Genomic DNA, 26,650 nt, shown 5'->3' with positions numbered 1-26,650 from the left:
GCATGACGACGCGTTTACCACGGCGCGCTAGCCAAACGCTTCCCGTTCGGGCCTAGAGCAGGACCAGGAAAAGAACCAGCGCAGTGGCAGCGAGGATCGAGCAGCTGGCATAAAAGACCGAGACGCCATCTTCGATATCGACCACAGTTGCCGTATCGCGCCCGCCGCCGTTGATCATCGGCTCCATGACGACAACCCCGGAATACACGCGCGGCCCGGCGAGTTGCACATTCAGAGCCCCGGCCATCGCCGCCTCTGGCCGCCCGGAATTCGGCGAACGATGCAGGCCGCCGTCGCGGGCCGCAACGCGCATCGCCTCCTGAAAGGCGGTGCGCCCCCGACGCAACCAGGCTCCGGCAGCGATCAACAGAATCGAAAAGCGCGCTGCCGGCCAGTTGGCGAAGTCATCCAGTCGCGCCGCAGCCCAGCCGAAATCGGCATATCTGTCGGACTTGTGGCCGATCATTGAATCCGCCGTGTTCAGCATCTTGTAGGCGAAGAGGCCGGGCAAGCCGAAAACGGCGTACCATAGGGCTGGCGCAACCACGCCATCTGAGAAATTCTCGGCCAGGCTCTCGATCGCGGCACGGCAGACGGCGGGCTCGTCGAGTGTTTCCGGATCACGCCCTACGATTCGCGAAACCGCCAGCCGGCCACCACTGATGCCTCCGGTTTTCAGTCCTGCGGCAACGGCCTCCACATGATCGGCAAGGCTCTTCTGCGCCATGAAGACGGCAACGCAAATGACTTCGAAGAGGATCCCGGCCAGACCGAACAGCGAGAAGAACCAATGCAGCACAATGCCGGCGACGGCACTGAGGATCAAGAGACCGGCGATCGACCAGACGCCGTTGCGCCGGCGTTCACGCTTGTGGAGCTCATCACGATTGAACATCTGGTCGACACGGGAGATCGCGTTTCCAAACAGCACGACCGGATGCTGCAGCCGCATCCAGAGAGCATCGGGATCACCGACGACCCTGTCCAGCAAAAGGGCCAGAACCAGCACGAGAAGGTTATGATCAAGCGTCATGATGTGTAACTCTGCAGTGCATCGGAAAGCCGCTGGTCGCCAGCCGCATCGGCGGCGAGACCGAAACGCAACCAGCGTGGCTCATAATCGAATTTGCGGACCAGAATATGATGCTGGCAGAAATGCCGGTGCAATTTGGCCGCCTGCTCGTGGTCGACAAGGGCAAAGAGATCAGTCCCTCCGACGATGCGTAGACTGCCTTGCCTGAGAACGGTGTGCAGCGCGCCGGACCTTTCCGATAGCCGGCGCTGTATCGGGGCGACATCCGATGCGCAAAGGTCTGTTGCGATCGAAAGCGCCGGACCTGACACCGCCCATGGCCCAAGCAGCTCTTCGATGCGCTTCATGATCGGCTGCACAGCCACGGCAAACCCCAGGCGCAACCCTGCCAGTCCAAAGAACTTGCCAAAAGAACGGAAAATGAGAACATTCGGCAGCCGTGAGGCAAAGGGTGCCAGGCTCAGTTGAGGGCCTGCATCCCCGAAGGCTTCATCCACAACGACAACACCTCCCCTGGCCTTCATCTCTTTGCTGAATGCGACGAGCCTTTCCGGAGCGTAGGCACGACCATCGGGGTTGTTCGGATTGACGATGACGACAATTGCGTGATCCGCTCTGACGTCATCCAAGCCGGCGATCAGATCAACAGAATGACCTGCCATCTTGAAGGCGCGCTCATACTCACCGTAAGTCGGAGCCAGAATTGCGACCCGCCCGGCAACCTCAAAGAGCCGCGGCAATAACTGGATGGCGGATTGCGTGCCGGGAACAGGAAGTGGAAGGATGTCGCCGCTGCGATAATAGCTCTGCGCCGCGGCGCGCGCTCGATCGATGAGGTCTCTGTCAGGCAGACGGTGCCAGGCGCGTACCGGGACATCGGGCAGCGGAACCGGGCACGGATTGATCCCCGTCGAAAGATCAAGCCAATGCTCCAACTCGCCGCCGTAGATAGCGGCCGCAGCCGTGATGCCGCCTCCGTGAATGATCGGGGCGTTCATCCTGTCCCCTCGGCAAGGTCGATCAGGTGCATGTACGATCCGGCGATCTGCCCACGCTGGAGGCCCGCTCGCCCGAGGTCGTTGCCCAACGCGTCCGTCACCTGAAAGAGGCGATCGGCCGCCCCCTCGGAAACCACGGCCGAATAATGAAACTCGTGTGCCGTCATGGACTGTTCGAAGTAGGCAGCGCTCAGCGGTTTCACGCGCCGATAGCCAAGGTGACGTTTGCGCTCCTCGTAACTCGTGACGACAGGCAACAGGCCGAGCATCTCGTGACGCTTGCCGGTGCCGTCGACCAGCCCTTCGCCGAGAACCATGTATCCGCCGCACTCACCGTAGATTCGCACGCCCTTGCCTGCCGCATCGATAAGCTTTGCCCTGAAATTGCGCGCAGCGGCGATCCGCCCCGGATGCAGTTCAGGATAGCCGCCCGGAAGATAGATCGAGTCCGCCGTCGGATCCGGGGCCTCATCGGCAAGCGGTGAGAAAAAGGTGATTTCCGCACCGCGCCGACGCCAACCGAGAAGCATGTGCTCGTAGGAAAAAGCAAAGGCGATGTCGCGGGCCACGGCGATCCTGGTGCCGAGCGGCGGCAACCGGGCAATGTTCGCGGGAGACGGACGGTTGAGCCCCTGGCGAGCAATACGTAACAGGAATTCGAAATTGCATTCTTTTGATACGGCATCAGCCGCATGTTCAATGAAACTCTCGAGCGTCTGATGCTCTCCGGCTTGGACAAGACCGAGATGCCTTTCGGGAAGAGCAATGTCATTGTCACGGCGAACGACGGCGACGATCGGCATGCGGATCGCTTCGAGCGCCTTGCGAAGCATCATCTCATGGCGTTCGCCGCCAACCTTGTTGAGGATCACGCCGGCGATGCGTACATCGGCCCGGAAGCCCGCGAATCCTGTCACCAGTGCCGCCACCGACTGCGACATATGCGAGGCGTCGACGACGAGCACCACGGAAAGACCTAGCATGGCGGCAAGGTCCGCTGCGGTTCCCTTCCCGTCTGTCGCACCGTCGAAAAGCCCCATCATTGCCTCGATGACGAGGATGCGGTCACCGGAGCGATGCAGGGTCGCATTGGCGGAGATCAATTCCGGGCGCATCGCCCAAGGATCGAAGTTGAGACAGGCAACGCCGCTTGCCGCCGAATGAAAGGCAGGGTCGATATAGTCGGGGCCTGCCTTTCCGGGGGCGATCGCTATACCGCGCTTGCGAAGCGCGCGCAGAAGTCCCAGCGTAACCGTCGTCTTGCCCGATCCGGAGGAAGGGGCTGCAATCAACAAACCGCTCATGCCGTCTCCCTACTGTTCGAGTCCCGGAACGGGTCAGGGCGCAACCTGCGTCCTGCGAGCGCACCCAGCCAATCGAGCGACTGCCTGAGCAGCACCACCTCCCCGACCACGACGATCGCCGGTGGCTCGAGCCCCGACGCCGCAACAGCTGCAGGCGCCTCGCCAAGTGTCGTTTCAAGTACCTGCTGATCGCCCGTCGATGCGTTGCAGACGAAGGCGACCGGTTCTTCCGGGGACCGCCCAGCAGCGATGAGATTCCTGCTGATCTGCGCGATATGTTTCATCGCCATATACATGACGATTACAGGCGAGGCTTTGCCAATGGCTTCCCAATTGATGGCATTCGGCACGATGCCCGAAGCGTCATGCCCCGTGAGGAATGTCACCGCATGGTTGACATCCCGGTGCGTGACCGGAATGCCGGCATAGGCCAATCCGCCGATGCCGGCGGTGATGCCCGGAACGATGCGAAACGGAACATTGTGCTCGACCAGCGTCAACGCTTCCTCGCCGCCACGTCCGAAGACAAAAGGATCGCCGCCCTTGAGACGCAGGACGCGCTTTCCGGCACGAGCGAGTTCGACAAGCCGCAACGAAATGTCCCGCTGCTTGGCGGACGGCTTGCCACCACGCTTTCCGGCATATTCCAGCAGGGCATCGGGCCGCGCGAGCTTCAGGCAGTCGGCGTTCACCAGCGCATCGTGAACCACCACGTCCGCCTCTGCCAGACCCTTGGCTGCAAGGAGCGTCAGCAATCCGGGCTCGCCCGGACCTGCACCAACAAGCCAGACGCTGCCCGGCTCAAGAGCCGGCAGATGTGAAAACGCAGCTTCGATCATTGGCATGATCTATGCTCCGCCGGTGGCAAGGTCAACGCCGCTGATCGGGCCACGAGAAAGAAGTGAAAGGCACACCCTCTCCAACCCCTCTGCTGGCCCACGGACGCAACAAAGATCCGCGCTCGGCCGTGGCGCGACCGGGCACAAGTTCTCACGCGCGCAGAAGTGTATCGCGTATGAGATCGATCACCTTTTCGGAGTCGATGCCGGTGCAGACGATCTGGCTCGGCAGGCCATCCCAATTGCCTGGCGGGAACCGGCGGCCGTCCGGTTTCACGATCGTCTGTCCATCGGCAATCCCGCCGCAAACCACGCGCACCGGACCGCGGATGGTCGAGAACAGCTCGGGTGCGACGACGTAGACGCAAGCGCAGCTGTCGTGAACCATCATGCCGTCCTCGACGGCGTGCTTGTAGAAATCGATATAGTCCTGCGAAAGATCATTCAGCAGCTTTACGGCGCTGTCGCCCCTGGCCGCAACCTCGGCGAGGTAGCTGCGGCTCATCGTCGTGATCGCAGTCACGTCGAGGCCAATGATGGAAACCTTACAAGGCGCGGTGAGGACGATGTCGGCCGCTTCCGGATCGCCATGGATGTTGGCTTCCGCGACCGGCGACACGTTGCCCGGAACATAGAAGTTGCCACCCATGATGACGACGTCCTTGACGAGACCGGCAATCTCCGGATCCTCCTTGAGCGCCATCGCCAGGTTGGTCATGCGACCGACGGCAACCAGCCGAACCTCGCCCGGATTGGCGCGGACGGTATCGATGATGAAGCGGTGCGCAGGACGCGGATCGAGCGGCAGACCGACCGTTTCGGGCACCTCGATGTTGCCGAGGCCGTTCTCGCCATGCACGACGGTCGGCCACGCCCCCTCCCTACGCTCCGGATCGATCGTCACGCTCGCCCCCTTGGCGACGGGAGCAGAAATATCCCATTCGCGCTTCAGGAACAGCGCGTTGCGCGTCGTCGTCTCCACCGATGCGTTGCCGAAGACAGTCGTGATTCCAATCAGATCGATTTCGGGATGACGGTGCAGGAAAAGCAGCGCCATTGCATCATCGACGCCCGGATCCGTGTCATAAATGACCTTGTGCATGAGTGTGCCTCTTTTCGTTATTGTCGCAGGGCAGCCGGACGGCGCCGCGAAGTCGGCGGCCACCATAGCGTCCGCTAATCTTTCTGCAACAGGGCACACGCAATCGCTGCAGTGGCGCGTCGCGACTTGATCTTCGGGACAACGAGCTCCGCATGCGTTCCAATCGCGGCCAACGCGGCCGATTCGGCGACGCCGTGACACCCCACCCGAGCGAAGACGATCACCGAAGGATTTTTCAGCCGCGACGTCTCTTCCTCGAGCCGCGCGGCAGCGAAGAACAAGAGCGGTACGCCAAGGTGGCGCGCTACTCCAAGGATCGCGGATTCATTGCTCCGCGTATCGATCGATGCGACGGCCGCCAGCGTGCCAGCGTCGATGCCCGCCGCCGCCAACGCCGCAATGGCAAGCTCCTGAACCTCACGCTCCGGCGTCCCGCGCTCGCAGCCGAGGCCGATCACGTACCGGCGCGTTTTATCGAATCCAATTCCAGTCATGTGCGACAATGAAACCTGCCCCTTGTGTCCCTCAAGCCATTGCAGCATGGGGCGGGAAATGCAACATGCGCCGCGTACCACATTCCAGAGCTTCCCTCCTTGTCCGATCTTGCCCCCAATCTGCTCTTCATGCTGGCCGCAGCCGGCTTCCTCGCTGGATTTGTCGATTCCATAGCCGGCGGCGGAGGCCTGATCACGGTCCCGGCAATGCTGATCGCGGGTATTCCACCGCTCCAAACACTCGGCACCAACAAGGTGCAGTCGGTATTCGGCGCAGCCTCCGCGACGATCGCCTATGCCCGAAAGGGGCATGTTCATCTGCGCACGCAGCTACCGATGGCGCTGATGGCGGTCCTCGGCGGCGCTCTCGGCGCCGCATTGGCGACGATCGTGCCTGGTGACGTACTGCGGGCGATCATGCCGGTCCTTCTGGTGGCAATCGCGCTATATTTTGCGTTGAAGCCAAATCTGAACGACGTCGACAAACATCGCCGCATGACGCCTTTCGTCTTCGGCCTGACGCTGGTGCCGGCCATAGGATTTTACGACGGTGTCTTTGGTCCCGGCACCGGCTCCTTCTTCATGCTGTCCTTCGTGTCTCTTGCCGGTTTCGGTATGCTGAAGGCAACGGCGCACACCAAGCTCTTGAATTTCGGCTCGAATGTAGGCGCCCTCATCATCTTCGTTTCCTTCGGTGCAATCCTTTGGAAAATCGGCCTAATGATGGGCGTCTGCCAGTTCCTGGGGGCGCAGCTCGGCTCGCGGCTTGCGATGCGGACTGGCGCCCGTTTGATCAAGCCGCTGCTCGTCCTCGTCTGCGTCGCCTTCACGATCAAGCTTCTCTCCGATCCTGCCAATCCGATCCGACTCTGGCTGGAGATCTGACATTTTCCTCGATTACCTCCCACGTAATTGAGGGAGCCGCGTCGCCTCTCCATGATCGCGATGCCTGGATAGACCGGGCGCCAACAGGAGATGATCGATGACCAATGCAACCATCGATGCCGAACGCTACATCGCAATCTGGAACAAGACGGACGCGACCCGCAGCCGAGCCAGTTCATGAGGTTGAGCTTCTCACCGAGAAAGACGACACGAAAACCGCGACGAGAACAATCGAAAGCTTGTCGATCGGGGCGACGCGAGCGGCGTCACCAATCTTCAATGCGCGGAAATAGGCAAGCCACGAGGCTCCGGTCACCGCCCCCGAAAGGCAGAGGAACAGCCATGTCTTGCCTGAAATGCTGGAGAAAGGCTGCCATTGTCCGATTGCGGCGACAATGGCCCTGATGATGACAACGATGACCACGGTGCGGATCAGGCTGGCGAGATCGGAACTGATGCCAGCGACGCCGATCTTGGCGAAGATCGCAGTCAACGCTGCAAAGGTCGCCGAAAGCACCGCCCAGAAAATCAGAACTCCACGCCCGGCTGCCCCTTGATGCCCGAGCGGAACGGATGCTTGATCAGCTCCATCTCGGTAACGAGATCGGCGATCTCGATCAGCTCGTCCTTGGCGTTGCGCCCGGTCAGGACGACATGAGTCATATACGGCTTCTCGTTCTTCAGGAACTCCACCACCTCGTTGATATCGAGGTAGTCGTAGCGCAACGCGATATTGATCTCGTCGAGCAGCACCATCGAGTTGCGCTCGTCGCGGATCAGCTCCTTCGCCTTCTCCCAGGCGGCACCGGCGGCAGCCACGTCGCGAGCGCGATCCTGGGTCTCCCAGGTGAAGCCCTCGCCCATGGTATGGAACTGGCAGATGTCGGAGAAGTGCTTCTCGATCAGGTCGCGCTCGCCGGTCCACATCGCGCCCTTGATGAACTGCACGACAGCGGAGGGCTTTCCATGCGCGATATGGCGGAAGATCATTCCGAACGCCGAGGAGGACTTGCCCTTGCCTTTCCCGGTATGGACGATGATGAGACCCTTCTCATCGGTCTTTGAGGCCATGATCTTGTCGCGGGCGGCTTTCTTCTTCGCCATCTTCTCGGCGTGGCGTGCGTCGTCGTGGCCAGTCGGCTCAGTGGTTTCGGCAGTCATCTCAATTTTCCCCGGATGCAAGCTTGAATGTGTCTGAAAGATCGAACCGCGCCGAATTGCTTCGCGGCGTCCAAAGGTGCCGATCGATGGCCTCGAGCAGTCGCTCCTTCATGTCGTCGAAGGCGGCAGGGTTTTTCTCGACCATGAAATCGCGCACCTTCGGATCGACCACGAAGGCCTGATAGACGGCTTCGAAATGATGATTGGCCACCGCTCCCGTCGTCGCGGCAAAGGCGAAAAGATAATCGACAGTCGCAGCGATCTCAAAGGCTCCTTTGTAGCCATGGCGAATAACGCCATCGATCCACTTCGGATTAACCACGCGGCCACGCACAACACGCCCGATCTCCTCTTCCAACGATCGGATGACCGGCTTTTCCGGCCTCGAATGATCGTTGTGGTAGATCGATGGCCGATCGCCCGCCAGCATTTCGGCTGCAGCCGCCATCCCGCCCTCGAACTGGTAGTAGTCGTCGCTGTCCAGAAGGTCGTGCTCGCGATTGTCCTGGTTCTGGACGACAGCCTGGATCGAGCGCAGGCGCTCTTCGAAGACGCCACGCTCCGCCCGGCCCTCTTCGCCGGCACCGTAAGCATAGCTACCCCACACGAGATAGGCTTCGGCCAGATCGGCGCGACGCTCCCATCCCTTTTCATCGATCAATGCCTGTAAGCCGGCGCCGTAGGCCCCCGGCTTTGAGCCGAAGATACGATAGCCGGCGCGACGACCCGCTTGCGTCGCGTCCAGACCGGCAGCCTCGAGCCGCGCCGCCTCGCCGCGCATGCGCTCGGCAATCGGATTGTCCACCGCATCCTCGTCGAGCGCGCCGACCGCACGGATGGCCTTGTCGAACAGCGCGATCTGTTCGGGAAAGGCATCTCGGAAAAAGCCGGAAATGCGCAACGTCACGTCGACACGCGGGCGGCGCAGCAGCGCCGGCGGAATGACTTCGTAGCCGGTGACGCGCCGCGAGGTCATGTCCCAGACCGGCTTCACGCCGATCAGGGCCAGAGCCTGTGCAATATCATCGCCGCCGGTGCGCATGTTCGAAGTGCCCCAGGCGGTCAGGCCGAAGGACACCGGCCATTCGCCGTGATCCTGCACATAGCGGCGGATCAGCAATTCGGCGGACTTCCTCCCTAGCTCGTAAGCGGCCGGCGTCGGAACCGCGCGGCTGTCGAGCGAGTAAAAGTTTCGCCCAGTCGGCAGTACATCCGGGCGTCCTCGCGTCGGCGCACCCGACGGCCCGGGCGCCACGAAACGGCCGTCGAGCCCCCGGAGCAGACCTTCGATCTCGGCAGCCCCGCAGGCCAAAATGGCGGGCTTGAGCCGCATTTCGATCTCCGCAAGCACGGCGCGTGTGGCCCCCCAATCCTCCGGGCAAGCGAACTCGCCTGCGACCAGCCTTGCCGCAAGCAGTTCGATCCGCTCGACAGTATCGCCGTTCGTTCGCCAGATCGCGTCTGTGGTATCAGCAAGACTATCCGGAAGCGGCCCGGCCCAAGGCTCGGCCATGTCGCAGTCGAGAGGGTCGAAATCCAGGCCGATATCTGCGGCAATCGCCCGCTGGAGGCTGCGGTCGCCGTCCTGGCCGAGGCCCCGCGGGACCCGAGCCAATGACACCGTCAAATCGGTCAGCAATCGGCCCTGAGGCGAGACGCCGAACACATGCAGGCCATCGCGAATCTGCATCTCCTTGAGGTCGCAGAGATAGGCATCGAGCTTCTTCAGCGCTTCGGTTTCGCTCTCGCCTTTGTTGATACCGGCATCGCGGTCGAGACCTATGTCCGCCACGAGGTCGAGAATCTGGTTGCCGAGAAGCCGAATGCGGCGCGGATCGCCACCTGACGCCTCGTAGTATTCGTCGACCAGCGCCTCCAGATCCTTCAGCGGCCCGTAGCTCTCGGCACGTGTCAGCGGCGGTGTCAGATGGTCGATGATCACGGCGCCAGCGCGACGCTTCGCCTGAGTTCCCTCGCCGGGATCATTGACGATGAAGGGATAGAGATGCGGCATCGGGCCGAGGATGGCTTCCGGATAGCATTCCTCGGAGAGCGCCAGCGCCTTGCCCGGCAGCCACTCGAGATTGCCGTGCTTGCCCATGTGGATGACGGCGTGCGCGCCGAACTCGTGGCGAAGGAAAGCGTAGAAGGCAAGATAGCCGTGCGGCGGCACAAGATCCGGCGAATGATAGCTTTCCTTCGGATCGATGTTGTAGCCCCGCGCCGGCTGGATGCCGACCAGCACCTCCCCAAGCCGCATGAACGGCAGCGCAAAAGCGCCGTTCAGCACATAGGGATCGGTCTCGGGCGCACCCCAGCGCGCACCGATTTCATCCTGAATCGTTTTGGGAAGACTTGCGAAGAAAGCTTTGTAACGACTCAAGGAAAGCACTTCGCGGACAAGCTTCCCATCCGTGCCGGAATTTGTCGGGCCTTCCATAAGCCGCCGGATCAGCGCTTCGCCATCATCCGGCACATCCGCCACTCGATAACCGGCGGCACGCATCGCCTTCAGCGCCTCGACGGTGCCGGCAGGCGTGTCCAGCCCGACGCCATTGCCGAGTCTGCCATCGCGGTTTGGATAGTTGGCCATGACAAGCGCAATGCGCCGGTCGCCGGCAGATGTCGTGCGCAGCGTCGCCCAGCTGGCAGCAAGCCGGGCCGTATAGTGCATCCGCTCGATATCGGGCTCGCTGCCGACAATGTTGGCCTCGACCCTCGCATCGTAGCGAGCCGCGGATTTGAAGGAGACCGCGCGGGCAAGCACCCGTCCGTCCACTTCAGGCAGCGCAACATTCATTCCAAGATCGCGCGCGGTGAGGCCCTGCGAGGAGGTGGCCCAGGCCTGACGCGACGACGCCGAAAAGATCGCCTGAAGCACGACCGCGTCGTTGGCTTCCAACACGGTCGGTTCACGATCCGCGCCCGGCGCAGATACGGCAAAGCCAGTCGTGTTGATCACCACTTCGGGTTTGATGAGGTCAAAGACACTTTCGAGAATGCCCTTCGAGACGGGGTCCTTGAGACTATAGGCAAACACCGGCAGCGGCCGGATGCCTTCGGCCAGCAGCGTATCGATCAAGGCTTCGACAGGCCTGGTCTCGCCGCTCTGCACGAGCGCCCGATAAAAGCTGACTGCAACGACAGGCGAATGCGACGGCCCTTGCAGGAATCGAAGCCGCCCATCGCATGCCGCTTTCCACTCCTCGACACCGACGACGCCCTTGCCCGGCCACCAGATCCCGGCCTTCATCAGCGGCGATGCCGCTTCGGGCTTTTCAGCGCCTGATAGCACCGCGCCGGCATAAGCGAGAAACGCACGTGAATTGGCGTCGCCACCTTCGATGAGATAGGCCCAGAGGGCATTTAAGTCTTCAAGCGGAACATTCGAAAACGGCGTCAAACCCGCGTCCGGCTTCGAATCTCCCGGCAGTACGGCGATAAGCGCGCCATGGCGCGCTGCCGCCGCATGAAGCGCCTCGAGTGCATAGTGGAAATAGCTTGCGCCACCCAACGCCCTGACGACGATCAGCTTCGCATGCCGGGCCGTCCGCTTGATATAGGCGTCGACCGACATCGGATGCTTCAAGCTCATCAGGCTTGCCAGCCGCAGCCCGAAGCCAGCGGCCGCTTCGTCATACGCGGCCGCCACTGCAGCAAGCTCGGTGTCGGCCGCCGACAAAAAGAGGACATCACCGGGAGACTGACCGAGATCGATCGCCTCCTCGCCGTCACTTATCGTTCCCTGCTGTGCCAGGAGCAAATGCATTGGTCTGCCTTATGCCAGCGCTTCTATCGCCTTGCGCACCGCCGCTTCGTCCATCTCGTGCAGGCCGATGACGACCAGGCGGGTACCGCGCGCTTCGCCGGGCGCCCAGGCGCGATCGAAATAGTGGTCGACGCGGGTTCCAACCGCCTGGACTTGCAGGCGCATCGGCTTGCCAGGAACATCGACGAATCCCTTGAGGCGCAGCACGTCATGCTGGCCGATGATCGACTTCAACGCGCCCACGAAGGCGGCAGGATCGGCAACGGGGCCGAGTTCCACGACAAAGCTGTCGAACTCGTCGTGGTCGTGCGTTACGCCGTCCTGGTGCTCGAGTTCATGATGGGACTTGCGGTTGACTACATCGTCTTCGGTACCGACGCCGAGCCCGAGCAGCACGCTCGCCGGAACCTCGCCATTGCGTGCCTCGATCATGACAGGCTTGCGGGCAACACGGGAAGCGACCTCGTCGCGCACGCGACCGAGGCCTGCCGCATCGAGAAGATCGGTCTTGTTGAGCACGATCAGATCGGCGCAGGTCAGTTGATCCTCGAAAAGCTCCTCGATCGGGCTTTCGTGGTCGAGCGACTCGTCCTCCACGCGGCGGGCCTCGACGGCATCGTGATCGTCGGCAAAGCGCCCGGCGGCAACGGCGGCGCTATCGACGACGGTGACCACGCCATCGACGGTGACCTGCGTGCGGATGTCGGGCCAGTTGAAGGCGGCAACGAGCGGCTGGGGCAGCGCGAGGCCGGAGGTTTCGATGACGATGTGGTCGGGGCGCTGTTCGCGTTCCAAAAGCTTCGTCATCGTCGGAATGAAGTCGTCGGCAACCGTGCAGCAGATGCAGCCATTGGTGAGCTCGATGATATCGTCCTCGGTGCAGTTTTCGGCGCCGCAGCCCCTGAGCACCTCGCCGTCGACGCCGAGATCGCCGAACTCGTTGATAATCAGCGCGATCTTCTTGCCGTTTGTATTGGAAAGCAGATTGCGGATCATCGTCGTCTTGCCGGCGCCGAGAAAGCCGGTGATCACGGTCGCCGGGATTTTCTGCTGGTTCATGAAATTCAACCCTTCATCTTCAGCGGCAGACCTGCCGCGATAAAATACACATCCGCGGCTTCAGCCGCGATCATTTGATGCAAGCGGCCGGCATGATCCCGGAATTCCCGCGCCATGCGGTTTTCCGGAACGATGCCCAGACCGACCTCATTGGAAACGATGACGAGGCGCGCACGCGCCGTAGGCACGTACGCGGCAAGCGAGGCGAACTCTGCCCCAATGTCGCGCTGCTCCATCATCAGATTGGTGACCCAAAGCGTCAGGCAATCGACAAGGATCGCCCGCCCCTCGCCGTCGATCGCCCGCAGGCATCCGACAAGATCGAGCGGTTCTTCCTGGGTATGCCACAGATGGCCACGATCGGCTTTGTGCTTGTCGATCCGGACGCGCATCTCGTCGTCCCAAGCCCGGCCCGTTGCCACATAATGGCGCTCCAGACCGGTCGAAACGACCAACTGCTCGGCAAAACGTGATTTTCCAGAGCGCGCACCGCCCAAGACGAAGGTCGCGCCGGATGATATCGGGCTCATGGAAAGTACTGTCCGATCTGCGGAAGTCTTCCGCGAGAAGCCGGAGCGGCTGCAAAACGCAGCCGGAAAATCTCTCTTTCAGCCATGACAACCTCCGTGCTGGCAGCGGGCATCACCCAGGAATGGGCTGTTCGCCCGGCACGATTGGCAGGTCTCCTGGCTCGCGGATTTTAGCCGCGATCGGGGCAGACCGGAAACCGGTCGCCCAGATCGTGCTAGCGGATCTTCCTCGCCTTCCCGGCTGCATTTCATGAAAAGGCGGACGATTCGTAGACGTAAGAGGCGTCCAGCCCCGGTTGATCATGATGCACTGCCAGTGACTTTTCCGTCGCCGCTTCCGCGCCGCCCGCCTGCACTATTGCAGACCGTCAACCACGGGGAACCAACGCCGGACGGAAAACCCTGACCGCTCTACAGTCGCGGGGTCGGCTATGATGACGGTGCCCGGATTGGGTCCACCGCTTCACATTCCCTTTTCATCCGTACCGATTCAACCGGTCCGGAACCATCCGTTATGAAGTCATCGTTAGGCAAGGCTACTGGCGAAGTCAATCGTGAGCCATCACTCACGACAACGACATTGCATGCCTCGGGCCGCGGTCAAGACGACCTTCTCTACCATATTTATCGTCTTTTATCAGTGGCTTACGTCACAAATAATTGTTGCCAGCGCCGGTCTTTTGCCGCAATTGCATCGCAAGCGGGTCGCGCCACTGATTGCCCTTCCCCTCACCGCACTTGACCGCACCAGCGCCCGCCTAGTTTCTCTGCCATGCTCCTGAAAGTCGATATCCGCCGCTTCGGCCCGTTTCACACCCTCCTCGATATCGGGCGGATGCGCGCTCTGCTGCGGCGGAGCGAAATGGGGATGGTTATCGCCGGCGCGATCGTCGGGGTGATCTCCGGGCTGGCTGTGACAGGCATGAGCCTGGCCTCCCGTGCAATGCACAGGCTGATCTTCGGAATCAGCGACGTCGAGAGGCTGAGCTCCTCGCAGATCGATAACAAGTTCCTGCTACTGACGGCACCGGTTTGCGGCGGCATCCTGCTCGGTCTTTTGCTGTTCATCCTCGCCAAGACCCGTAAGAAGCCGATGGTGGACCCGATCGAGGCAAACGCTCTGCATGGCGGTCGGCTATCGCTCACCGACAGCATTCTGGTGGCCGTCCAGAACCTTATTTCGAACGGATTCGGCGCTTCGGTGGGCCTGGAAGCCGGCTACACACAGTTGGCGGCCGGTCTGGCCTCGAAGCTTGGCCTAAAGTTGCAGCTTCGCCGGTCGGACCTGCGCGTTCTCGTCGGATGCGGCGCGGCCGGTGCGATTGCCGCGGCCTTCAATGCGCCGCTGACCGGCGCCTTCTATGCCTTCGAGCTCATCATTGGCACATACACCATCGTCTCGCTGACGCCCGTTGTCGTTTCCGCACTGGTCGCGACCCAGTTTGCGCGGCTGCTGGCCGGCAGCGATTTCCTGATCGATGTTGGCGAATTCGGCTCGGTCATGCCGGCGGACTATGTCCCGGCTCTGCTACTCGGTGCCGTCTGCGCGGGCGTTGGCATTCTCATCATGCAGGGCGTCGCCTCGATCGAGGAACTGGCGCGCCGGAGTTCCATCGCAACGCCGCTGCGCCCCGCCCTTGGCGGCATCGTCGTCGGTCTGCTGGCCCTTATCACGCCGCAGGTCCTGTCAGCGGGACACGGAGCGCTGCACCTCAATCTCGGGCGCGATGTCGCTATTCCGGTCCTCATTGGGTTGCTTCTCCTCAAAGCCTTCGCCTCCGCGATCTCGATCGGCTCGGGTTTCAGAGGCGGCCTCTTCTTCGCGTCGCTGTTCATGGGGGCGTTGCTCGGCAAGCTATTTGCCTATTCCGCACCCTATTTCGCCCACGCGACGCTGACACCCGTCATCTACGCGGTCGTCGGCATGAGTTCGCTCGCAGTCGCCGTTATTGGCGGCCCCCTGACGATGACGTTCCTGGCGCTGGAGATCACCGGCGACTTTCCAATCACCGCGCTTGTCCTTGCGGCCGTCATCACGTCCTCACTCGTCGTGCGCAGCACCTTCGGCTACTCCTTCGCAACATGGCGCTTCCACCTGCGCGGCGAGAGCATTCGCAGCGCCCACGATGTCGGCTGGATTCGCAACCTGACGGTCGGCCGGCTGATGCGCGCCGATGTGAAGACCGCCAACGCCACGCTCTCGATCGACGAGTTCAAGGAGCGCTTCCCCATTGGTTCGGCGCAGCGCGTCGTCCTGGTGGACGACACGGGCAAATATAGCGGCCTGGTGCTCGTTCCCGATATTTACGCGAACCTGACCGACACCGACGACACCGGCAAGGATCTCAGCGAATTCATCCGCTACAAGAACGATTTCCTGCAGCCGCAGATGAACGCCAAGCAGGCAGCCGCCATCTTCGACAAGACCGAAAGCGAAGCGCTGGCCGTCGTCAACAATCTGATTGAGCGCAAGGTTGTCGGGCAACTGAGCGAGGCCTATACGCTCCGCCGCTATAGCGAAGAACTAGATCGCCGCCGCCGCGAAATATCTGGCGAGATCTAGCCGAAGAGCTTGTCGAGCCAGCGCCGGTCAAGACAGGCTTCCAACTCGGCCGCAATGTCGTCAAGGGCCTTTTCGACACCCGCACGGTAATCGTTCGCTTCGCCCGAAAGACCGAGACTCCGCAGCAAATGGGAACGATAAATGTCACTCGTGAAGAGCCCGTGCAGATATGTGCCGGCAATCCGGCCGTCTGCGGATACTGCACCGTCCGGCTTTCCATCGATGATCGCGAACGGCCGGCCGCAATCCTCTCCGACGGTGATGCCGAGGTGGATCTGATAGCCTGCAAGCGGCGCGCCGTCTTCCACCGTCACGGCGACGCTGTTCCGCACCGTCTTTTCCGGTGCCATCATCGTCTCGACATCCAGTAGGCCGAGACCGGTAGTCTCCACCGCATCTCCCTCGATGCCCAAGGGGTCGCGGACCTTACGTCCGAGCATCTGATAGCCGCCGCAAATGCCGATGACCCGGCCACCCCGTTTCACATGGGCCAGGAGATCGGCATCCCAACCTTGCGTGCGCATATCCGCCAGATCCGATATCGTCGACTTCGAACCGGGCAGGATGACCAGACGGGCGTCCGACGGCAGCCGCTCGCCGGGGCGGACAAAAACCAACTCGACATCCGGCTCCGCAGCCAGCGGATCCAGATCGTCGAAATTCGCGATGCGGGAAAACACCGGTACGGCAATCCTCAGCGCAGCCGTACCGCCTCGTGCCAGGCGCTCCAGCGCCACCGAGTCCTCGGCCGGCAATTGCGAAGCGTATTTGAGCCACGGCACCACACCGAAGCATGGCCACCCGGTATGATCCCGTACAGCATCGATCCCTGCATCGAACAGCGAAACGTCGCCGCGGAACTTGTTGATGATGTAGCCGGATATCATTGCCCGGTCTTCCCCGGATAGGATCGTATGCGTGCCGACCAGCGAAGCGATCACGCCGCCCCGATCGATATCGCCCACCAGGACGACGGGCACGCCGGCGCGTGCCGCAAATCCCATATTGGCGATATCGCCGGCCCTGAGATTGATTTCGGCAGGCGAGCCGGCGCCTTCCACAATGACAAGATCTGCTCTGATCGAAACTTCGGAAAAGCTCTGCATCACGTAGTCGAGGAGTGCGGGCTTGAGTTTTTGATAGTCCCGCCCTTTGGCCTGCCCCCAGACCTTGCCGTGGACGATGATCTGGCTGCCGTATTCGGATTGCGGCTTGAGCAACACAGGATTCATGTGCACGGAGGACGGTACCCGCGCAGCGAGCGACTGCAGCCATTGCGCACGGCCGATCTCACCACCGTCATCAGCGACAGCGGCATTGTTTGACATGTTCTGGGGCTTGAAGGGACGGACCGAAAGGCCGCGATTGGCAGCAAGCCGGCAAAGCCCCGCAACAAGAACGGTCTTGCCGACGTCGGAGCCGGTACCCTGGAGCATGATGGCCTTGGTCATTGTCGCAGAACTCCGGAGAAATTCGCCTCGGCCTACAACGACGTCAAGGTTGCGGTCAATCGCAGGCGCCGAAAATGCGAAGGCCGCGTCAACCGTTGAAGGTTGCGCGGCCTGCCGAAATACGCTGGCGCATTCGCCCACACACGGCGAAGCTCACGTTCCCCGGGACGCACTACCTGATCCGGAGAAGCAGCGGTGTCCCCCGCTACGCAACAACAGATAGCGCCACATTATTACCGGAGGGTTAGCAAGCCCTTAAGCAAAGATGAATTTTGGCATTTTCTGACTTTTCTTCTCGATCGAGGCGCCGCTGCCAAGTCTACCAACACAATCTCTGAACGCTCGCGGTAATCTTTTGGTGAGACTAGCATTAACGATATTAAATCAGATGTTTAGACTTCACGCCTCAAGCACAGAAGACAATTGATTTCCGCAACCGAACGCGTAGGCTGCCTTCCAAGGCGCCAAGACGAGCGCCACCGCAAAAGCCCGGACAACAGCACGAGGACCTCCGCGAGGTGTGGAACGCCTAGGTTGTGGCCGCTGCAGCAAGAATGGGAACGCAAGATGAGATTTCTCTGCACGTCAATCCTGCTCGCCGCAGGAGTTTGTGCAGCCGCCGCTACCGCGCAGGCTGCCGAATGCGGCAACGTCGCCATCGCTGAAATGAAATGGGCCTCGGCCGGTATTGCCGCCAACTTCGATAAGTTCATTCTCGAGAAGGGTTACGGCTGCTCGGTCAAGATCGTCCCGGGTGACACGATGCCGACTTTCCTCTCGATGAACGGAAAAGGTGAGCCGGATATCGCGTCCGAGTTCTGGATCAATTCAGTGCGCACCGAACTCGATAGCGCAGTCAAGGAGGGCAAGTTGATCCAGGCGGCCGAAATCCTCTCGGAGGGCGCCGTCGAGGGCTGGTGGATACCGAAATTCATCGCCGATGCCAATCCGGAGATCCGCAGCGTAGAGGACGCACTCAAGCATCCCGAACTTTTCCCGGCACCGGGCAATTCATCGCAGGGCGCGGTCTATAGTTGTCCCGTCGGCTGGAGTTGCCAGATATCGACGTCAAATCTGTTCCGCGCGCTGGGAGCCGACAAGAACGGGTTTCAGCTTGTCGAAACCAGCAGCCCGCAGGAACTTGATGATTCCATCGCAGCCGCATTCCAGAAAAAGACCGGTTGGCTTGGCTACTATTGGGCCCCGACAGCCATCCTCGGCAAATACGACATGACTCTCCTCAGCTTCGGCGTCGGTCATAACAAGGCAGAATGGGACAGCTGCACATCGGTCCCTGGCTGCGCTCGACCGCAGGTGAACTCCTACCCAGTCTCCAGGGCCTACACGATCGTGACCAAGGGCTTCGCCGATCGGGCCGGGTCGGCGATGGATTATCTCAAGGTCCGCTCATGGGACAACACGACGATCAACGAAGTGCTTGCCTGGCAGGATGAGAACCACAAGAGCAACGAGGAGGCCACGATCTATTTCCTCCAGAACTATGCCGCCCTGTGGACCAAATGGGTTCCTGCCGATGTCGCCCAGAAGGTCAAGGCCGGGCTTTAAGGCGAGCCCGCCGGACGATAGATCCGCGCATGAGAGTGAACGCGCGACGAGAACGTCTTCCCTGTGGCGTTGTGGTTTTCCTATAAGCAGCGACTGCTTGTGCCCGAATCGTGCAAAGTCGCGTTTGCCCAGACCAGGAGAATAGAGATGACACCTGCTCCATTTCCAGACCGAGACACGATCGCCTCAAAGTTTGCGAGCTTCGGTGAACAGGAGAAAGCCTACATTGTCCTGCTGATGGAAAACGCGGCACAGGATGAGAACCTCATCGATGGCCTCCACCGCCACCTGGACAACGCCGCGAGCGCATCGTTCCTGAACACATTGAAACTCGATCACCTTGGGAAATGGATTGGCGAGGCAGCACCCGTTCGCCTGCAGATACGCCTCATGGAGGCCGCGAAATCAAGCCAGCATCCCGTCTATGCAGCTTTCCGGACCGGGCTTTCGCGTTCCGGCGGGCTGGAAAAGGCCTACCCGCCGGCAGCGATCTGACGCCGTATTACCTCGTGGCCGCGCGACCGACCGAACGACCTGCATCCTGAGTCGCGTTTACGGCATTTGCCGTGTCGCGACCGATGCCGCGAATCGTGTTTCCACACGAAGAAAGCACGAGCAGTATTGCGAGGGCGGAGCCGATCTTAGCCATTGTCGTCATTATGAAATCCTTCCTTCTCAATCGTCCGGGCGCGGGCGACTCCCGCCACGCGCGTTAAACCCCGGAGGAAGAAAAGAGGTCCCCGCTTAGTTGTCAAGCAGCAACGGCTTTTGCTTTTTCGGCAAAGGCAAAGCGGATACTTTCGGCCACAGCCCGCATCGGGCTGTTCATCTGCGATGCGGTGAGCAGCCTGATGTCGAAGGAACCAAGCTCGGGCAATCCTTCCTGCAGTCCGAGGATCGCCATCTCATCGGTGACATAGGAACGCGGCAGCGGCGCGATTGCCAGGTCGGAAACCACAGCTGCCCGTTGCGCCATCGTGTGGCCGCTGAGAAAAGCGACACGATAACCGCGCTTCATGCGCTCAAGTTGCGACAGTGCCTCCGAGCGCCAGATGCAGCCATCTTCCCAGATCGAGATCGGCAGCGGATCGCGGCGATGCGCCGTACCGCACTTGGCGCCAGCCCACACCAGCCGCTCGCGAAATACGATCTCGCCGTCAGTCGGCAGTGGACGCGTCGCGCAATTGATCAGCGCCAGGTCCAGGCGTTGCTCTTCAATGCGCTTCTTGAGGCCGATGCTCATGTCGATGGTAACGTCGACCATAATGCTCGGGAAACTCTCAGCGAAGCTTTTCAGGATACGCGGCAGCAGTCGTTCCCCGATATCCTCCGGCGCACCGAGCCGCACCACGCCGCTTAGTTCGGGCATGATGAACCGCGAAACCGCCTCGTTGGACAAAGCGAGAATGTTGCGCGCATAAGACAGCAGCACCTCACCATGCTGGGTCAGGCTGACGGACCGCGCATCCCGCAGGAAAAGCGTAGCGCCGAGTTGCTCCTCCAGCTTCTTGATCTGCATGGAGACCGCCGACGGTGTCCGGTAGACGGCTTCCGCGGCAGTGGAAAAATTGCCGGTCTCTGCTATGGCAACGAAGGTGCGCAGCACGTCGTTATCAAGCAAGGGAATGGGACGGCGAAAGGGAATGCTCATCGTCACATCTTTCAATTTTTCTGAATTTGAATTCCATATCATTTTGTTTGATTGAAAGTCAACCCGACAATATCCTTCCTTCGTAGCGGCGAGTACTGATGAAAGGAGGCCGCGATGAACACTCTCAACGCTATCTTTGACATCTTTTACGCATTCAGATCACGCCAGATCTCCCGCCAGACGCGCAATCGCACACGAGATCAGTTGGCACGGCTGCCGAGACATCTCGCCGATGATCTCGACCTGCAAGCTCTTGGCATGACCGAGCCTCGCTGAGACGCGAGACCCCAGCAGCGGCTTCAAAGACGCGGTCAAAGGCTCTAATATATACGCTCCGCGGCGCGGCTACGGAGCGTAATGACCATGGCGATGAATGACGCGTGTTTCCAAGGTGATATCCCTGCAGCGTATGACCGGTACCTGGTACCGATCCTGTTTGACCCTTATGCGGCCGATCTGGCGCAGCGCCTGGCGCCGCTTCATCCGCACCGCGTTCTCGAAGTCGCGGCGGGGTCTGGCGCTCTGACGCGTGCGCTATCGTCGGTGCTTCCGCACGCCGAAATCATCGCCACCGATTTGAACCAAGCCATGTTGGATGTCGCCGCATTGAGACATTCCGGAGGGCATGTCGCATGGCAACAGGCCGACGCCTTGAGCCTGCCCTTCCCCGCTCAGATCTTTGACGCCGTCACAAGCCAGTTCGGCGTCATGTTCTTTCCCGACAAGCACCGCGCCTACCGCGAAATCCTCCGGGTACTGAAGCCGAAGGGGACATTCCTCTTCAACACCTGGGACTCCGTGGAGAACAACGCCTTCGCAAAGGCCGTCAAGGCTGCGACGGATGCGCTGTTTCCAGACGATCCGCCGGATTTCTTCCGGCGGACACCGCACGGCTACTTTGATGCCGAGGCGATCCTGTCGGAGCTCGAGCGGGCCGGCTTCCAGTCGGCGACTTTCACGAAGGTCGACAAGACTGCCCGTGCATCCTCGGCAAGTGACGTGGCGACCGCCTTCTGCCGGGGTAGCCCGCTCCGCATGGAAATCGAAGCCCGCCAGTCGAAAATCGATGTCGTTGCCCGCGTGGCCGATACACTTGAACAGGTTTTCGGCAAGGGACCGATCGAGGGCCGGATGTCCGCGTTTGTGTTCACCGCCGAGGCCCCACGCCAGACCTAAGCTGCTCGGCGCCCCGTTTCCGTGGTACCGCAGCCACCGTGGCTATCGGCAGGGTTCGATTGCGCCGCCAGGAAGCGGCCCACGTGACGACGCAACACTGTCGGAACATCCTGTGTGGAGCGACGTTCCTTCTATGCAACGCACCCTTTGTCGTTGCACTGACTGCGTTTCCCTCAACTGCAGTCCCAGAGGCCCGGCGCTGTCCAAACCAGCACCGGGCTTTTCTCTCTCGGCTCACCATTCACCCCTTAGATAATTAAGCTCCACCTAAAATAAATCTTGAAATCGCCGTCTCGGTAATGATGATGCTTGGCGTCAGCCAGGAGGGGTATCGATGTCACAATACCAGGAAACGCGGCGGTTCAAATGCACCGGCGACGCTGGAGATCCCTGCATCGTCATCGAACAGATCAAGATTGCTGATGAAGCCATCGCCAGCCCAAGAACAGACTATATGACGGTGGATGGCGACGTCGCCAATCGCCTCGACAGGAAGCACTTTCTGATCCTGATGAAGGGCGAGGTCGTTAAGATTCAGAGGGCTCTAAGGAAAAAGCACTGAGCTGCTACTAAGCGGCGTTGCCATCGCGGCGCGGGCCGACGTCGTGGTGGGTCCCTGCTACCTCGGAATGGACTGAGGTGCTGCTGGGCACATGTCATCAGCGCGTCATGTGACGGTGATGTCTTAACGCACCGAGCGCTGAGACTCGTTTCCATTCGGCGCTGTTCACCGTTGGAATGACTGATGCTGTATATCATTGCCGTCGCCAGTGCCCTGCTGGCAGTCAATACCCTCAGCCTTATGATCGCCGGATGGCGGCTTCGGTCCCGCCAAGACAAGGCGCCAAGCGTCTCTGCGCGCCCTTCAGTCTCGATCGTGATACCTCTTTGCGGAGTGGAACAGTTCTCGCGGGAGACACTCCAAAGCGCACTTAGCCTGGATTGGCCCGACTACGAAGTCATCTTCTGCGTTGCCGACAGGAGCGATCCCATCATTGGTGTAGTCGAGCACACGCTCCGAACAAAGCCGCTGACAAGCGCAAAAATCCTTGTCGGAGACGACCGCATCAGCGCAAATCCGAAACTCAACAATTGCGTCAAGGGCTGGAACATGGCGTCCCATGAATGGGTTGTCCTTGCCGACTCCAACGTCCTGATGCCCACAGACTATCTTGCACGCCTGCTGGCATCATGGCGGCCCGATAGCGGACTTGTCTGTTCGACGCCACTTGGGTCCCGTCCCAACGGGTTTTGGGCGGAGGTCGAATGTGCGTTTCTCAACACTCACCAGGCGCGCTGGCAGTATGCGGGTGAGGCGCTCGGATTCGGCTTCGCGCAGGGCAAGAGCATGCTATGGCGCAAGAAGATGCTCGACGCACGCGGCGGCATCCAGGCACTTGCGGCTGAAATCGCCGAAGACGCCGCCGCCACAAAGCTGGTGAACAGCATGGGTCTCAAGGTACATCTCGTCGCCGGCCCGTTCGAGCAGCCCCTGGGCAGACGGACCTTCCGCGAGATCTGGGCAAGGCAATGCCGTTGGGCGCGGCTAAGGCGCGTCACCTTCCCGCACTTCTTCGCGCCGGAGATCCTGCTTGGTGTGGTGCCCCCCTTATTGCTGTGCACGAGCGCTGCCTTCGTATCCGGGAGTAGTCTTCCCGCAACAGCTTTCGCGGTTTTATGCGCCGCCTACACACCGGAGCTTATTCTTACGGTCCGTAAGAATTGGCACCTGTCCCCGCTGTCACTCGTCGCAATGGTTACGCGCGATGCCTTGCTTCCAATTATCTGGACGAGGAGCTGGTTGGCAGGGAGCTTCGATTGGCGTGGGAACAGGATGGTGATCGGATCGCAGGAGTCGCGTCTCGAAGCTGGCGTGGCTGGATCGACCGCAAGTCCCTAACAACGGCGGGTGCATTCGATACGGTGTCGTATGTGAGGCCGCCCCTTAGGAGCTGGAATGCTCCGAAATTGACCTCAGGTTGGCAACTTGGCCGACGTGCCCTTATCCGCGAAATCGGCACTATGCTTCCGATCCGTTCTATCGTCGCAATTGCGACGAGCGCGCCTCTGTTTGGCCGGCGCGCGCGCCTTCATCATTCAAAAACACTGATGATATCCATAAACTCTATTCGTTTGATTGATGGGAGCAAAACACCCATATTCTCACCATGAAACAAGCGTCATCCGACGAGGAAAGGAAACGGACATGACGACGATTACCTTCAGGCACACCAAGACGCCTTCAAGCGAAGCCCACCTGCATATTGTCGACTATGCCCGCAAGCTGGTACATACATGGCATCAGCGACAGCTTGCCCGCGAAATTGAATCCATGCCTTTCGACATGCGCAAGGACATTGGCTGGCCGTCGGCGGATGACGCGGATGAACGCAAGGTCATGTAATGAATCCGACATTCCTCCCCGTGTGAAAGCGGCGCCTCGCCTTCGTGCAGCGCCGTTTTTTCCGTTTTTACGGCCACCTTATTAAATCTTGAATTTCAGACACATATATTTTCCGCAATCGCCTTTTTTGAACTTTTGACGACAGCGATCGTCATTTGACCTTCGTCAATTTCAGCAATGTCGCAAATTTGCTCTTTGCGGCCGCATTTATCCATGAGAATGTCGCTTTCAGGATATCGAAACGACGTATTCCAAGCAACGAATAGTGCATTCGACCTCGAGCACGGATTTGTCTCATGAATAAGATGTCGCATAAGCAACGCTCTCTCGTCTTCTTCATGGTTCCGCAGTTTACGATGCTGCCTTTTTCAGCGGCAATCGATACGCTGCGCATCGCCAACCGTATGCTCGGCTACCAGGCCTATACCTGGCGGCTGACCTCGGTTGACGGGCAAAAGGTCTATTCTTCCTGCGGCATCGGTATCGAGGCAAATACGTCGCTTGCCGACGAGCGCCGCAATCTCGGTGGCGAGCACCGTCCGAGCATGGTGCTGGTCTGTTCCGGTATCGATGTCGAAGACTTCAATAACAAGTCCGTCAGCGCTTGGCTGCGCGAATCCTACAATCGCGGCGTCGCCGTCGGGAGCCTCTGTACGGGCGCACATATCCTCGCCCAGGCGGGGCTGCTGAATGGCAAGCGCTGTGCGATCCATTGGGAAAACCTGCCTGGCTTCTCCGAAGCTTTTCCGCAGGCCGAGGTCTACGCCGATCTCTATGAGGTGGACAGCAATCTCTATACATGTGCTGGCGGCACTGCTTCGCTGGACATGATGCTGAATTTGATCGGCCAGGATTTCGGCGAAACGCTGGTGAACCGGGTCTGCGAGCAGCACCTGACCGATCGCGTGCGCAGCCCGAACGATCGCCAGCGCCTGCCTCTGCGTGCGCGCCTCGGCGTCCAGAATGCCAAGGTTCTTTCCATCATCGAGCTGATGGAGGGCAACCTTTCCGAACCGCTCTCACTTCTGGAGATCGCCGATGGCGTCGACCTGTCACGCCGGCAAATCGAACGGCTGTTCCGCCAGGAAATGGGGCGCTCGCCGGCCCGCTACTATCTGGAAATAAGGCTGGATCGCGCCCGCCATCTGCTCGTGCAGTCCTCCATGCCGGTTGTTGAAGTGGCTGTCGCCTGCGGCTTCGTTTCCGCCTCGCACTTCTCCAAATGTTATCGCGAACTCTATCATCGCTCGCCGCAACAGGAGCGTGCAGAGCGCAAGATGACGATGGCAACCGCACGCCAGGCCATCGCGGCGTGATGTCAGTCGGGGCGGCTATTGAGCCGCCTCCTCCGTCATGCGCGCGTCGGAATAGACCTGATTACGACCCTTGTGCTTGGCCATATAGAGAAACTGGTCGGCGGCATTCAGATAGTTGTCGAAGGTCTCGTAGCCGGAAATTTCGGCAACGCCGATCGACACGGTGACCGAAAGCTCTTCGTCATCCGCCATCACCTTCAGACGTGAGATATCTGACCGTATCTCGTCACACAGCTTGCTCGCGGCAATCGAGTCCATCATCGGGAACAGGATCGCGAACTCCTCTCCGCCAAGGCGCGAAAGCAGGTTGTCGTCCCCCTCGAAGATCGTCCCCAGCCGATTTGCGACCGCCTTCAGCACTTCATCCCCGATCTCATGACCGTAGGTGTCGTTCAGCCGCTTGAAATGATCAATGTCCAGCACCGCAACGGCGGCCGTAGCCTTCTGACGCAGGCAGTCATTCACCAGCTTCGGCCCGAGATCGTAGAAATAGCGGCGATTGTAGAGCCCGGTCAGATAGTCGCAGGCCGCGGCTGCCCGAAGCTGCTTCAACTGTGTCAAGGTCTCGACGTTGTTGGCGATCCGGCACTGCAGTTCTTCGGCCACGAACGGCCTGTAAAGAAAATCGGATGCGCCGGCCTTCAAAAAGCTCACAGAAAGCATGCGATCGCTCGAGGATGAGACTCCGATGATCCGCAGCCTGTCCGAGCCGAAGCGCCGCCGTATCCGCCGCGTCAATTCGTAGCCGCTCATGTCGGGCATATGATGATCCGTGACGACAACCTCAATATCGTCGTAGGCTTCGAGCGCCGCGAAGGCTTCGAGCCCAGAAGCCGCTTCGACAACCACGTATTGCTGCGCTTCTAGCAGCCCGACAAGGACCTGGCGCGCGGAATCAACATCGTCGACCACAAGAACCCGCGTTTTCCTGTTCGACAATACCCGTCTGACGCTGGCGACAACGTTATCGAGCGCGAACTCATTGTCCTTCAGCACGTAATCGATGACATTGCGCTCCATGATGCGATTGCGCGTATCGAGGTCGAAAGTGGCGGTGAAGACAATGGCCGGAATACCAGCCTGTATAGTGCAGTCGAGCGCTTCACCGTAGGGCGCGTCCGGCAGATTGAGGTCGACAATCGCCATTGTGTAATCGCTTGGCGACTGGGCGATAGTCTCGTTCAGCACTTTGAGGGAGGAGCAAGGCTTGACGTTCAGCCCGAGTTCCGCATGAAGCCGGTGGCACAGAACGGCGGAAAACATCCGGGAATCTTCAACCAGGAGTACCCACTGACCACCAAAGCGTGGCCCGGCCCCATCCCGATGGAGATCCTCCTGGAACGCCATTC

Annotated in this window: 24 protein-coding genes, 1 pseudogene and 1 riboswitch; of the genes and pseudogenes, 10 read left to right on the top strand and 15 right to left on the bottom strand. The window is 60.4% G+C overall.

The annotated features are described in order from the left end of the window. Window positions 1–52: 52 nt before the first annotated feature. The 6 genes from cbiB to FHX09_RS17660 form a co-directional block, all read right to left on the bottom strand. On the bottom strand, window positions 53–1,033 hold the full coding sequence (cbiB, locus tag FHX09_RS17685; protein ID WP_132592860.1) for an adenosylcobinamide-phosphate synthase CbiB: 981 nt from the start codon (window positions 1,031–1,033) through the stop codon (window positions 53–55). Then, on the bottom strand, window positions 1,030–2,031 hold the full coding sequence (gene cobD / locus FHX09_RS17680; RefSeq protein WP_132592858.1) for a threonine-phosphate decarboxylase CobD: 1,002 nt from the start codon (window positions 2,029–2,031) through the stop codon (window positions 1,030–1,032). Before cobD ends, cbiB begins: the two co-directional genes overlap by 4 nt. Further along, entirely contained in the window at window positions 2,028–3,335 is a 1,308-nt protein-coding gene (locus FHX09_RS17675; protein ID WP_007788364.1) for a cobyrinate a,c-diamide synthase, read from the bottom strand. Before FHX09_RS17675 ends, cobD begins: the two co-directional genes overlap by 4 nt. Next, window positions 3,332–4,174 (bottom strand): uroporphyrinogen-III C-methyltransferase, encoded by an 843-nt coding sequence (cobA, locus tag FHX09_RS17670; RefSeq protein ID WP_183721659.1) that lies wholly within the window; start codon window positions 4,172–4,174, stop codon window positions 3,332–3,334. Before cobA ends, FHX09_RS17675 begins: the two co-directional genes overlap by 4 nt. Window positions 4,175–4,325: 151 nt before the next feature. After that, entirely contained in the window at window positions 4,326–5,276 is a 951-nt protein-coding gene (locus FHX09_RS17665) for a nucleoside hydrolase (protein WP_132592854.1), read from the bottom strand. A gap of 74 nt (window positions 5,277–5,350) precedes the next feature. After that, window positions 5,351–5,770, bottom strand: a complete 420-nt coding sequence (locus FHX09_RS17660) for a cobalamin biosynthesis protein (protein ID WP_184450472.1) — start codon at window positions 5,768–5,770, stop codon at window positions 5,351–5,353. A 99-nt stretch (window positions 5,771–5,869) separates the two neighbouring features. On the opposite strand from FHX09_RS17660, the gene FHX09_RS17655 reads away from it, so the two are divergent. After that, window positions 5,870–6,655, top strand: a complete 786-nt coding sequence (locus FHX09_RS17655) for a TSUP family transporter (protein ID WP_132592850.1) — start codon at window positions 5,870–5,872, stop codon at window positions 6,653–6,655. A gap of 164 nt (window positions 6,656–6,819) precedes the next feature. On the opposite strand, the pseudogene FHX09_RS17650 reads toward FHX09_RS17655, so the two are convergent. From FHX09_RS17650 to cobU, 5 genes and pseudogenes are all read right to left on the bottom strand, one after another. Next, window positions 6,820–7,187, bottom strand: a pseudogene (locus FHX09_RS17650) (EamA family transporter); the annotation flags it as partial. Continuing rightward, window positions 7,184–7,816 carry a cob(I)yrinic acid a,c-diamide adenosyltransferase gene (gene cobO, locus FHX09_RS17645; RefSeq protein WP_007788375.1) on the bottom strand — a complete coding sequence of 211 codons (633 nt, stop codon included), beginning with the start codon at window positions 7,814–7,816 and terminating at the stop codon, window positions 7,184–7,186. The pseudogene FHX09_RS17650 and the gene cobO, both read right to left, overlap by 4 nt. Window position 7,817: 1 nt before the next feature. Beyond that, complete coding sequence (gene cobN / locus FHX09_RS17640) at window positions 7,818–11,585, bottom strand: cobaltochelatase subunit CobN (protein WP_184450470.1); 3,768 nt, start codon at window positions 11,583–11,585, stop codon at window positions 7,818–7,820. 9 nt (window positions 11,586–11,594) lie between these two features. Then, on the bottom strand, window positions 11,595–12,644 hold the full coding sequence (cobW, locus tag FHX09_RS17635; protein WP_184450468.1) for a cobalamin biosynthesis protein CobW: 1,050 nt from the start codon (window positions 12,642–12,644) through the stop codon (window positions 11,595–11,597). Window positions 12,645–12,649: 5 nt separating this feature from the next. Continuing rightward, a complete protein-coding gene (gene cobU, locus FHX09_RS17630) occupies window positions 12,650–13,174 on the bottom strand; it encodes a bifunctional adenosylcobinamide kinase/adenosylcobinamide-phosphate guanylyltransferase (RefSeq protein WP_007788380.1) in 525 nt (174 codons plus the stop codon). 128 nt (window positions 13,175–13,302) lie between these two features. Continuing rightward, window positions 13,303–13,699, bottom strand: a riboswitch (cobalamin riboswitch). Between the two features lie 247 nt (window positions 13,700–13,946). On the opposite strand from cobU, the gene FHX09_RS17625 reads away from it, so the two are divergent. Then, window positions 13,947–15,737: a chloride channel protein gene (locus FHX09_RS17625; RefSeq protein ID WP_184450467.1), complete on the top strand. Its 1,791-nt coding sequence runs from the start codon at window positions 13,947–13,949 to the stop codon at window positions 15,735–15,737. On the opposite strand, the gene FHX09_RS17620 is transcribed toward FHX09_RS17625, so the two are convergent. Continuing rightward, complete coding sequence (locus FHX09_RS17620) at window positions 15,734–17,188, bottom strand: cobyric acid synthase (RefSeq protein WP_132592844.1); 1,455 nt, start codon at window positions 17,186–17,188, stop codon at window positions 15,734–15,736. The genes FHX09_RS17625 and FHX09_RS17620 overlap by 4 nt on opposite strands. Before the next feature lie 567 nt (window positions 17,189–17,755). Here FHX09_RS17620 and FHX09_RS17615 point away from each other — a divergent pair. Beyond that, complete coding sequence (locus FHX09_RS17615; protein WP_007788383.1) at window positions 17,756–18,754, top strand: glycine betaine ABC transporter substrate-binding protein; 999 nt, start codon at window positions 17,756–17,758, stop codon at window positions 18,752–18,754. 147 nt (window positions 18,755–18,901) lie between these two features. Next, entirely contained in the window at window positions 18,902–19,249 is a 348-nt protein-coding gene (locus tag FHX09_RS17610) for a hypothetical protein (protein WP_132592842.1), read from the top strand. A 7-nt stretch (window positions 19,250–19,256) separates the two neighbouring features. Here the strand turns inward: FHX09_RS17610 and FHX09_RS29970 are convergent, their stop codons facing one another. Both FHX09_RS29970 and FHX09_RS17605 read right to left on the bottom strand, forming a co-directional pair. Beyond that, on the bottom strand, window positions 19,257–19,412 hold the full coding sequence (locus FHX09_RS29970) for an entericidin A/B family lipoprotein (RefSeq protein ID WP_007788385.1): 156 nt from the start codon (window positions 19,410–19,412) through the stop codon (window positions 19,257–19,259). 93 nt (window positions 19,413–19,505) lie between these two features. Next, window positions 19,506–20,447 (bottom strand): LysR family transcriptional regulator, encoded by a 942-nt coding sequence (locus tag FHX09_RS17605; RefSeq protein ID WP_183721624.1) that lies wholly within the window; start codon window positions 20,445–20,447, stop codon window positions 19,506–19,508. Window positions 20,448–20,519: 72 nt separating this feature from the next. On the opposite strand from FHX09_RS17605, the gene FHX09_RS17600 reads away from it, so the two are divergent. The 6 genes from FHX09_RS17600 to FHX09_RS17575 all read left to right on the top strand — a co-directional run bounded on the left by FHX09_RS17600 (window position 20,520) and on the right by FHX09_RS17575 (window position 25,301). Further along, window positions 20,520–20,681: a hypothetical protein gene (locus tag FHX09_RS17600; protein WP_007788387.1), complete on the top strand. Its 162-nt coding sequence runs from the start codon at window positions 20,520–20,522 to the stop codon at window positions 20,679–20,681. Window positions 20,682–20,768: 87 nt separating this feature from the next. After that, window positions 20,769–21,581, top strand: a complete 813-nt coding sequence (locus FHX09_RS17595) for a methyltransferase domain-containing protein (protein WP_132592840.1) — start codon at window positions 20,769–20,771, stop codon at window positions 21,579–21,581. 334 nt (window positions 21,582–21,915) lie between these two features. Continuing rightward, window positions 21,916–22,143 (top strand): hypothetical protein, encoded by a 228-nt coding sequence (locus FHX09_RS17590; RefSeq protein ID WP_132592838.1) that lies wholly within the window; start codon window positions 21,916–21,918, stop codon window positions 22,141–22,143. Window positions 22,144–22,326: 183 nt separating this feature from the next. After that, a complete protein-coding gene (locus FHX09_RS17585; RefSeq protein WP_132592836.1) occupies window positions 22,327–23,481 on the top strand; it encodes a glycosyltransferase in 1,155 nt (384 codons plus the stop codon). 306 nt (window positions 23,482–23,787) lie between these two features. Continuing rightward, window positions 23,788–23,985, top strand: a complete 198-nt coding sequence (locus tag FHX09_RS17580) for a hypothetical protein (RefSeq protein WP_132592835.1) — start codon at window positions 23,788–23,790, stop codon at window positions 23,983–23,985. 296 nt (window positions 23,986–24,281) lie between these two features. Next, complete coding sequence (locus FHX09_RS17575) at window positions 24,282–25,301, top strand: GlxA family transcriptional regulator (RefSeq protein ID WP_007788400.1); 1,020 nt, start codon at window positions 24,282–24,284, stop codon at window positions 25,299–25,301. 15 nt (window positions 25,302–25,316) lie between these two features. Here FHX09_RS17575 and FHX09_RS17570 read toward each other — a convergent pair whose 3' ends face one another. Continuing rightward, the gene (locus tag FHX09_RS17570; protein ID WP_007788401.1) at window positions 25,317–26,648 is read right to left on the bottom strand and encodes a diguanylate cyclase; all 1,332 of its coding nucleotides are present in this window, start codon (window positions 26,646–26,648) and stop codon (window positions 25,317–25,319) included. Window positions 26,649–26,650 lie beyond the last annotated feature (2 nt).

The organism is Rhizobium sp. BK538, from assembly GCF_014197575.1.
GTDB lineage: Bacteria > Pseudomonadota > Alphaproteobacteria > Rhizobiales > Rhizobiaceae > Rhizobium.
The sequence above is the reverse complement of the archived record's forward strand: the minus strand, read 5'-3'. Positions and strand labels throughout refer to the sequence as shown.

Bases quoted from the DNA above. Each gene is read 5' to 3' on its own strand.
- FHX09_RS17580 (WP_132592835.1), top strand. From the start codon at position 23,788: ATGACGACGATTACCTTCAGGCACACCAAGACGCCTTCAAGCGAAGCC.
- cbiB (WP_132592860.1), bottom strand. From the start codon at position 1,033: ATGACGCTTGATCATAACCTTCTCGTGCTGGTTCTGGCCCTTTTGCTG.
- FHX09_RS17585 (WP_132592836.1), top strand. From the start codon at position 22,327: ATGCTGTATATCATTGCCGTCGCCAGTGCCCTGCTGGCAGTCAATACC.
- FHX09_RS17615 (WP_007788383.1), top strand. From the start codon at position 17,756: ATGAGATTTCTCTGCACGTCAATCCTGCTCGCCGCAGGAGTTTGTGCA.
- FHX09_RS17575 (WP_007788400.1), top strand. From the start codon at position 24,282: ATGAATAAGATGTCGCATAAGCAACGCTCTCTCGTCTTCTTCATGGTT.
- FHX09_RS17660 (WP_184450472.1), bottom strand. From the start codon at position 5,770: ATGACTGGAATTGGATTCGATAAAACGCGCCGGTACGTGATCGGCCTC.
- FHX09_RS17590 (WP_132592838.1), top strand. From the start codon at position 21,916: ATGTCACAATACCAGGAAACGCGGCGGTTCAAATGCACCGGCGACGCT.
- FHX09_RS17620 (WP_132592844.1), bottom strand. From the start codon at position 17,188: ATGACCAAGGCCATCATGCTCCAGGGTACCGGCTCCGACGTCGGCAAG.
- FHX09_RS17665 (WP_132592854.1), bottom strand. From the start codon at position 5,276: ATGCACAAGGTCATTTATGACACGGATCCGGGCGTCGATGATGCAATG.
- FHX09_RS17625 (WP_184450467.1), top strand. From the start codon at position 13,947: ATGCTCCTGAAAGTCGATATCCGCCGCTTCGGCCCGTTTCACACCCTC.
- cobW (WP_184450468.1), bottom strand. From the start codon at position 12,644: ATGAACCAGCAGAAAATCCCGGCGACCGTGATCACCGGCTTTCTCGGC.
- cobU (WP_007788380.1), bottom strand. From the start codon at position 13,174: ATGAGCCCGATATCATCCGGCGCGACCTTCGTCTTGGGCGGTGCGCGC.
- FHX09_RS17675 (WP_007788364.1), bottom strand. From the start codon at position 3,335: ATGAGCGGTTTGTTGATTGCAGCCCCTTCCTCCGGATCGGGCAAGACG.
- FHX09_RS17600 (WP_007788387.1), top strand. From the start codon at position 20,520: ATGAACACTCTCAACGCTATCTTTGACATCTTTTACGCATTCAGATCA.
- cobD (WP_132592858.1), bottom strand. From the start codon at position 2,031: ATGAACGCCCCGATCATTCACGGAGGCGGCATCACGGCTGCGGCCGCT.
- FHX09_RS17570 (WP_007788401.1), bottom strand. From the start codon at position 26,648: ATGGCGTTCCAGGAGGATCTCCATCGGGATGGGGCCGGGCCACGCTTT.
- FHX09_RS17610 (WP_132592842.1), top strand. From the start codon at position 18,902: ATGACACCTGCTCCATTTCCAGACCGAGACACGATCGCCTCAAAGTTT.
- cobO (WP_007788375.1), bottom strand. From the start codon at position 7,816: ATGACTGCCGAAACCACTGAGCCGACTGGCCACGACGACGCACGCCAC.
- cobA (WP_183721659.1), bottom strand. From the start codon at position 4,174: ATGATCGAAGCTGCGTTTTCACATCTGCCGGCTCTTGAGCCGGGCAGC.
- cobN (WP_184450470.1), bottom strand. From the start codon at position 11,585: ATGCATTTGCTCCTGGCACAGCAGGGAACGATAAGTGACGGCGAGGAG.
- FHX09_RS17595 (WP_132592840.1), top strand. From the start codon at position 20,769: ATGGCGATGAATGACGCGTGTTTCCAAGGTGATATCCCTGCAGCGTAT.
- FHX09_RS17605 (WP_183721624.1), bottom strand. From the start codon at position 20,447: ATGATATGGAATTCAAATTCAGAAAAATTGAAAGATGTGACGATGAGC.
- FHX09_RS29970 (WP_007788385.1), bottom strand. From the start codon at position 19,412: ATGACGACAATGGCTAAGATCGGCTCCGCCCTCGCAATACTGCTCGTG.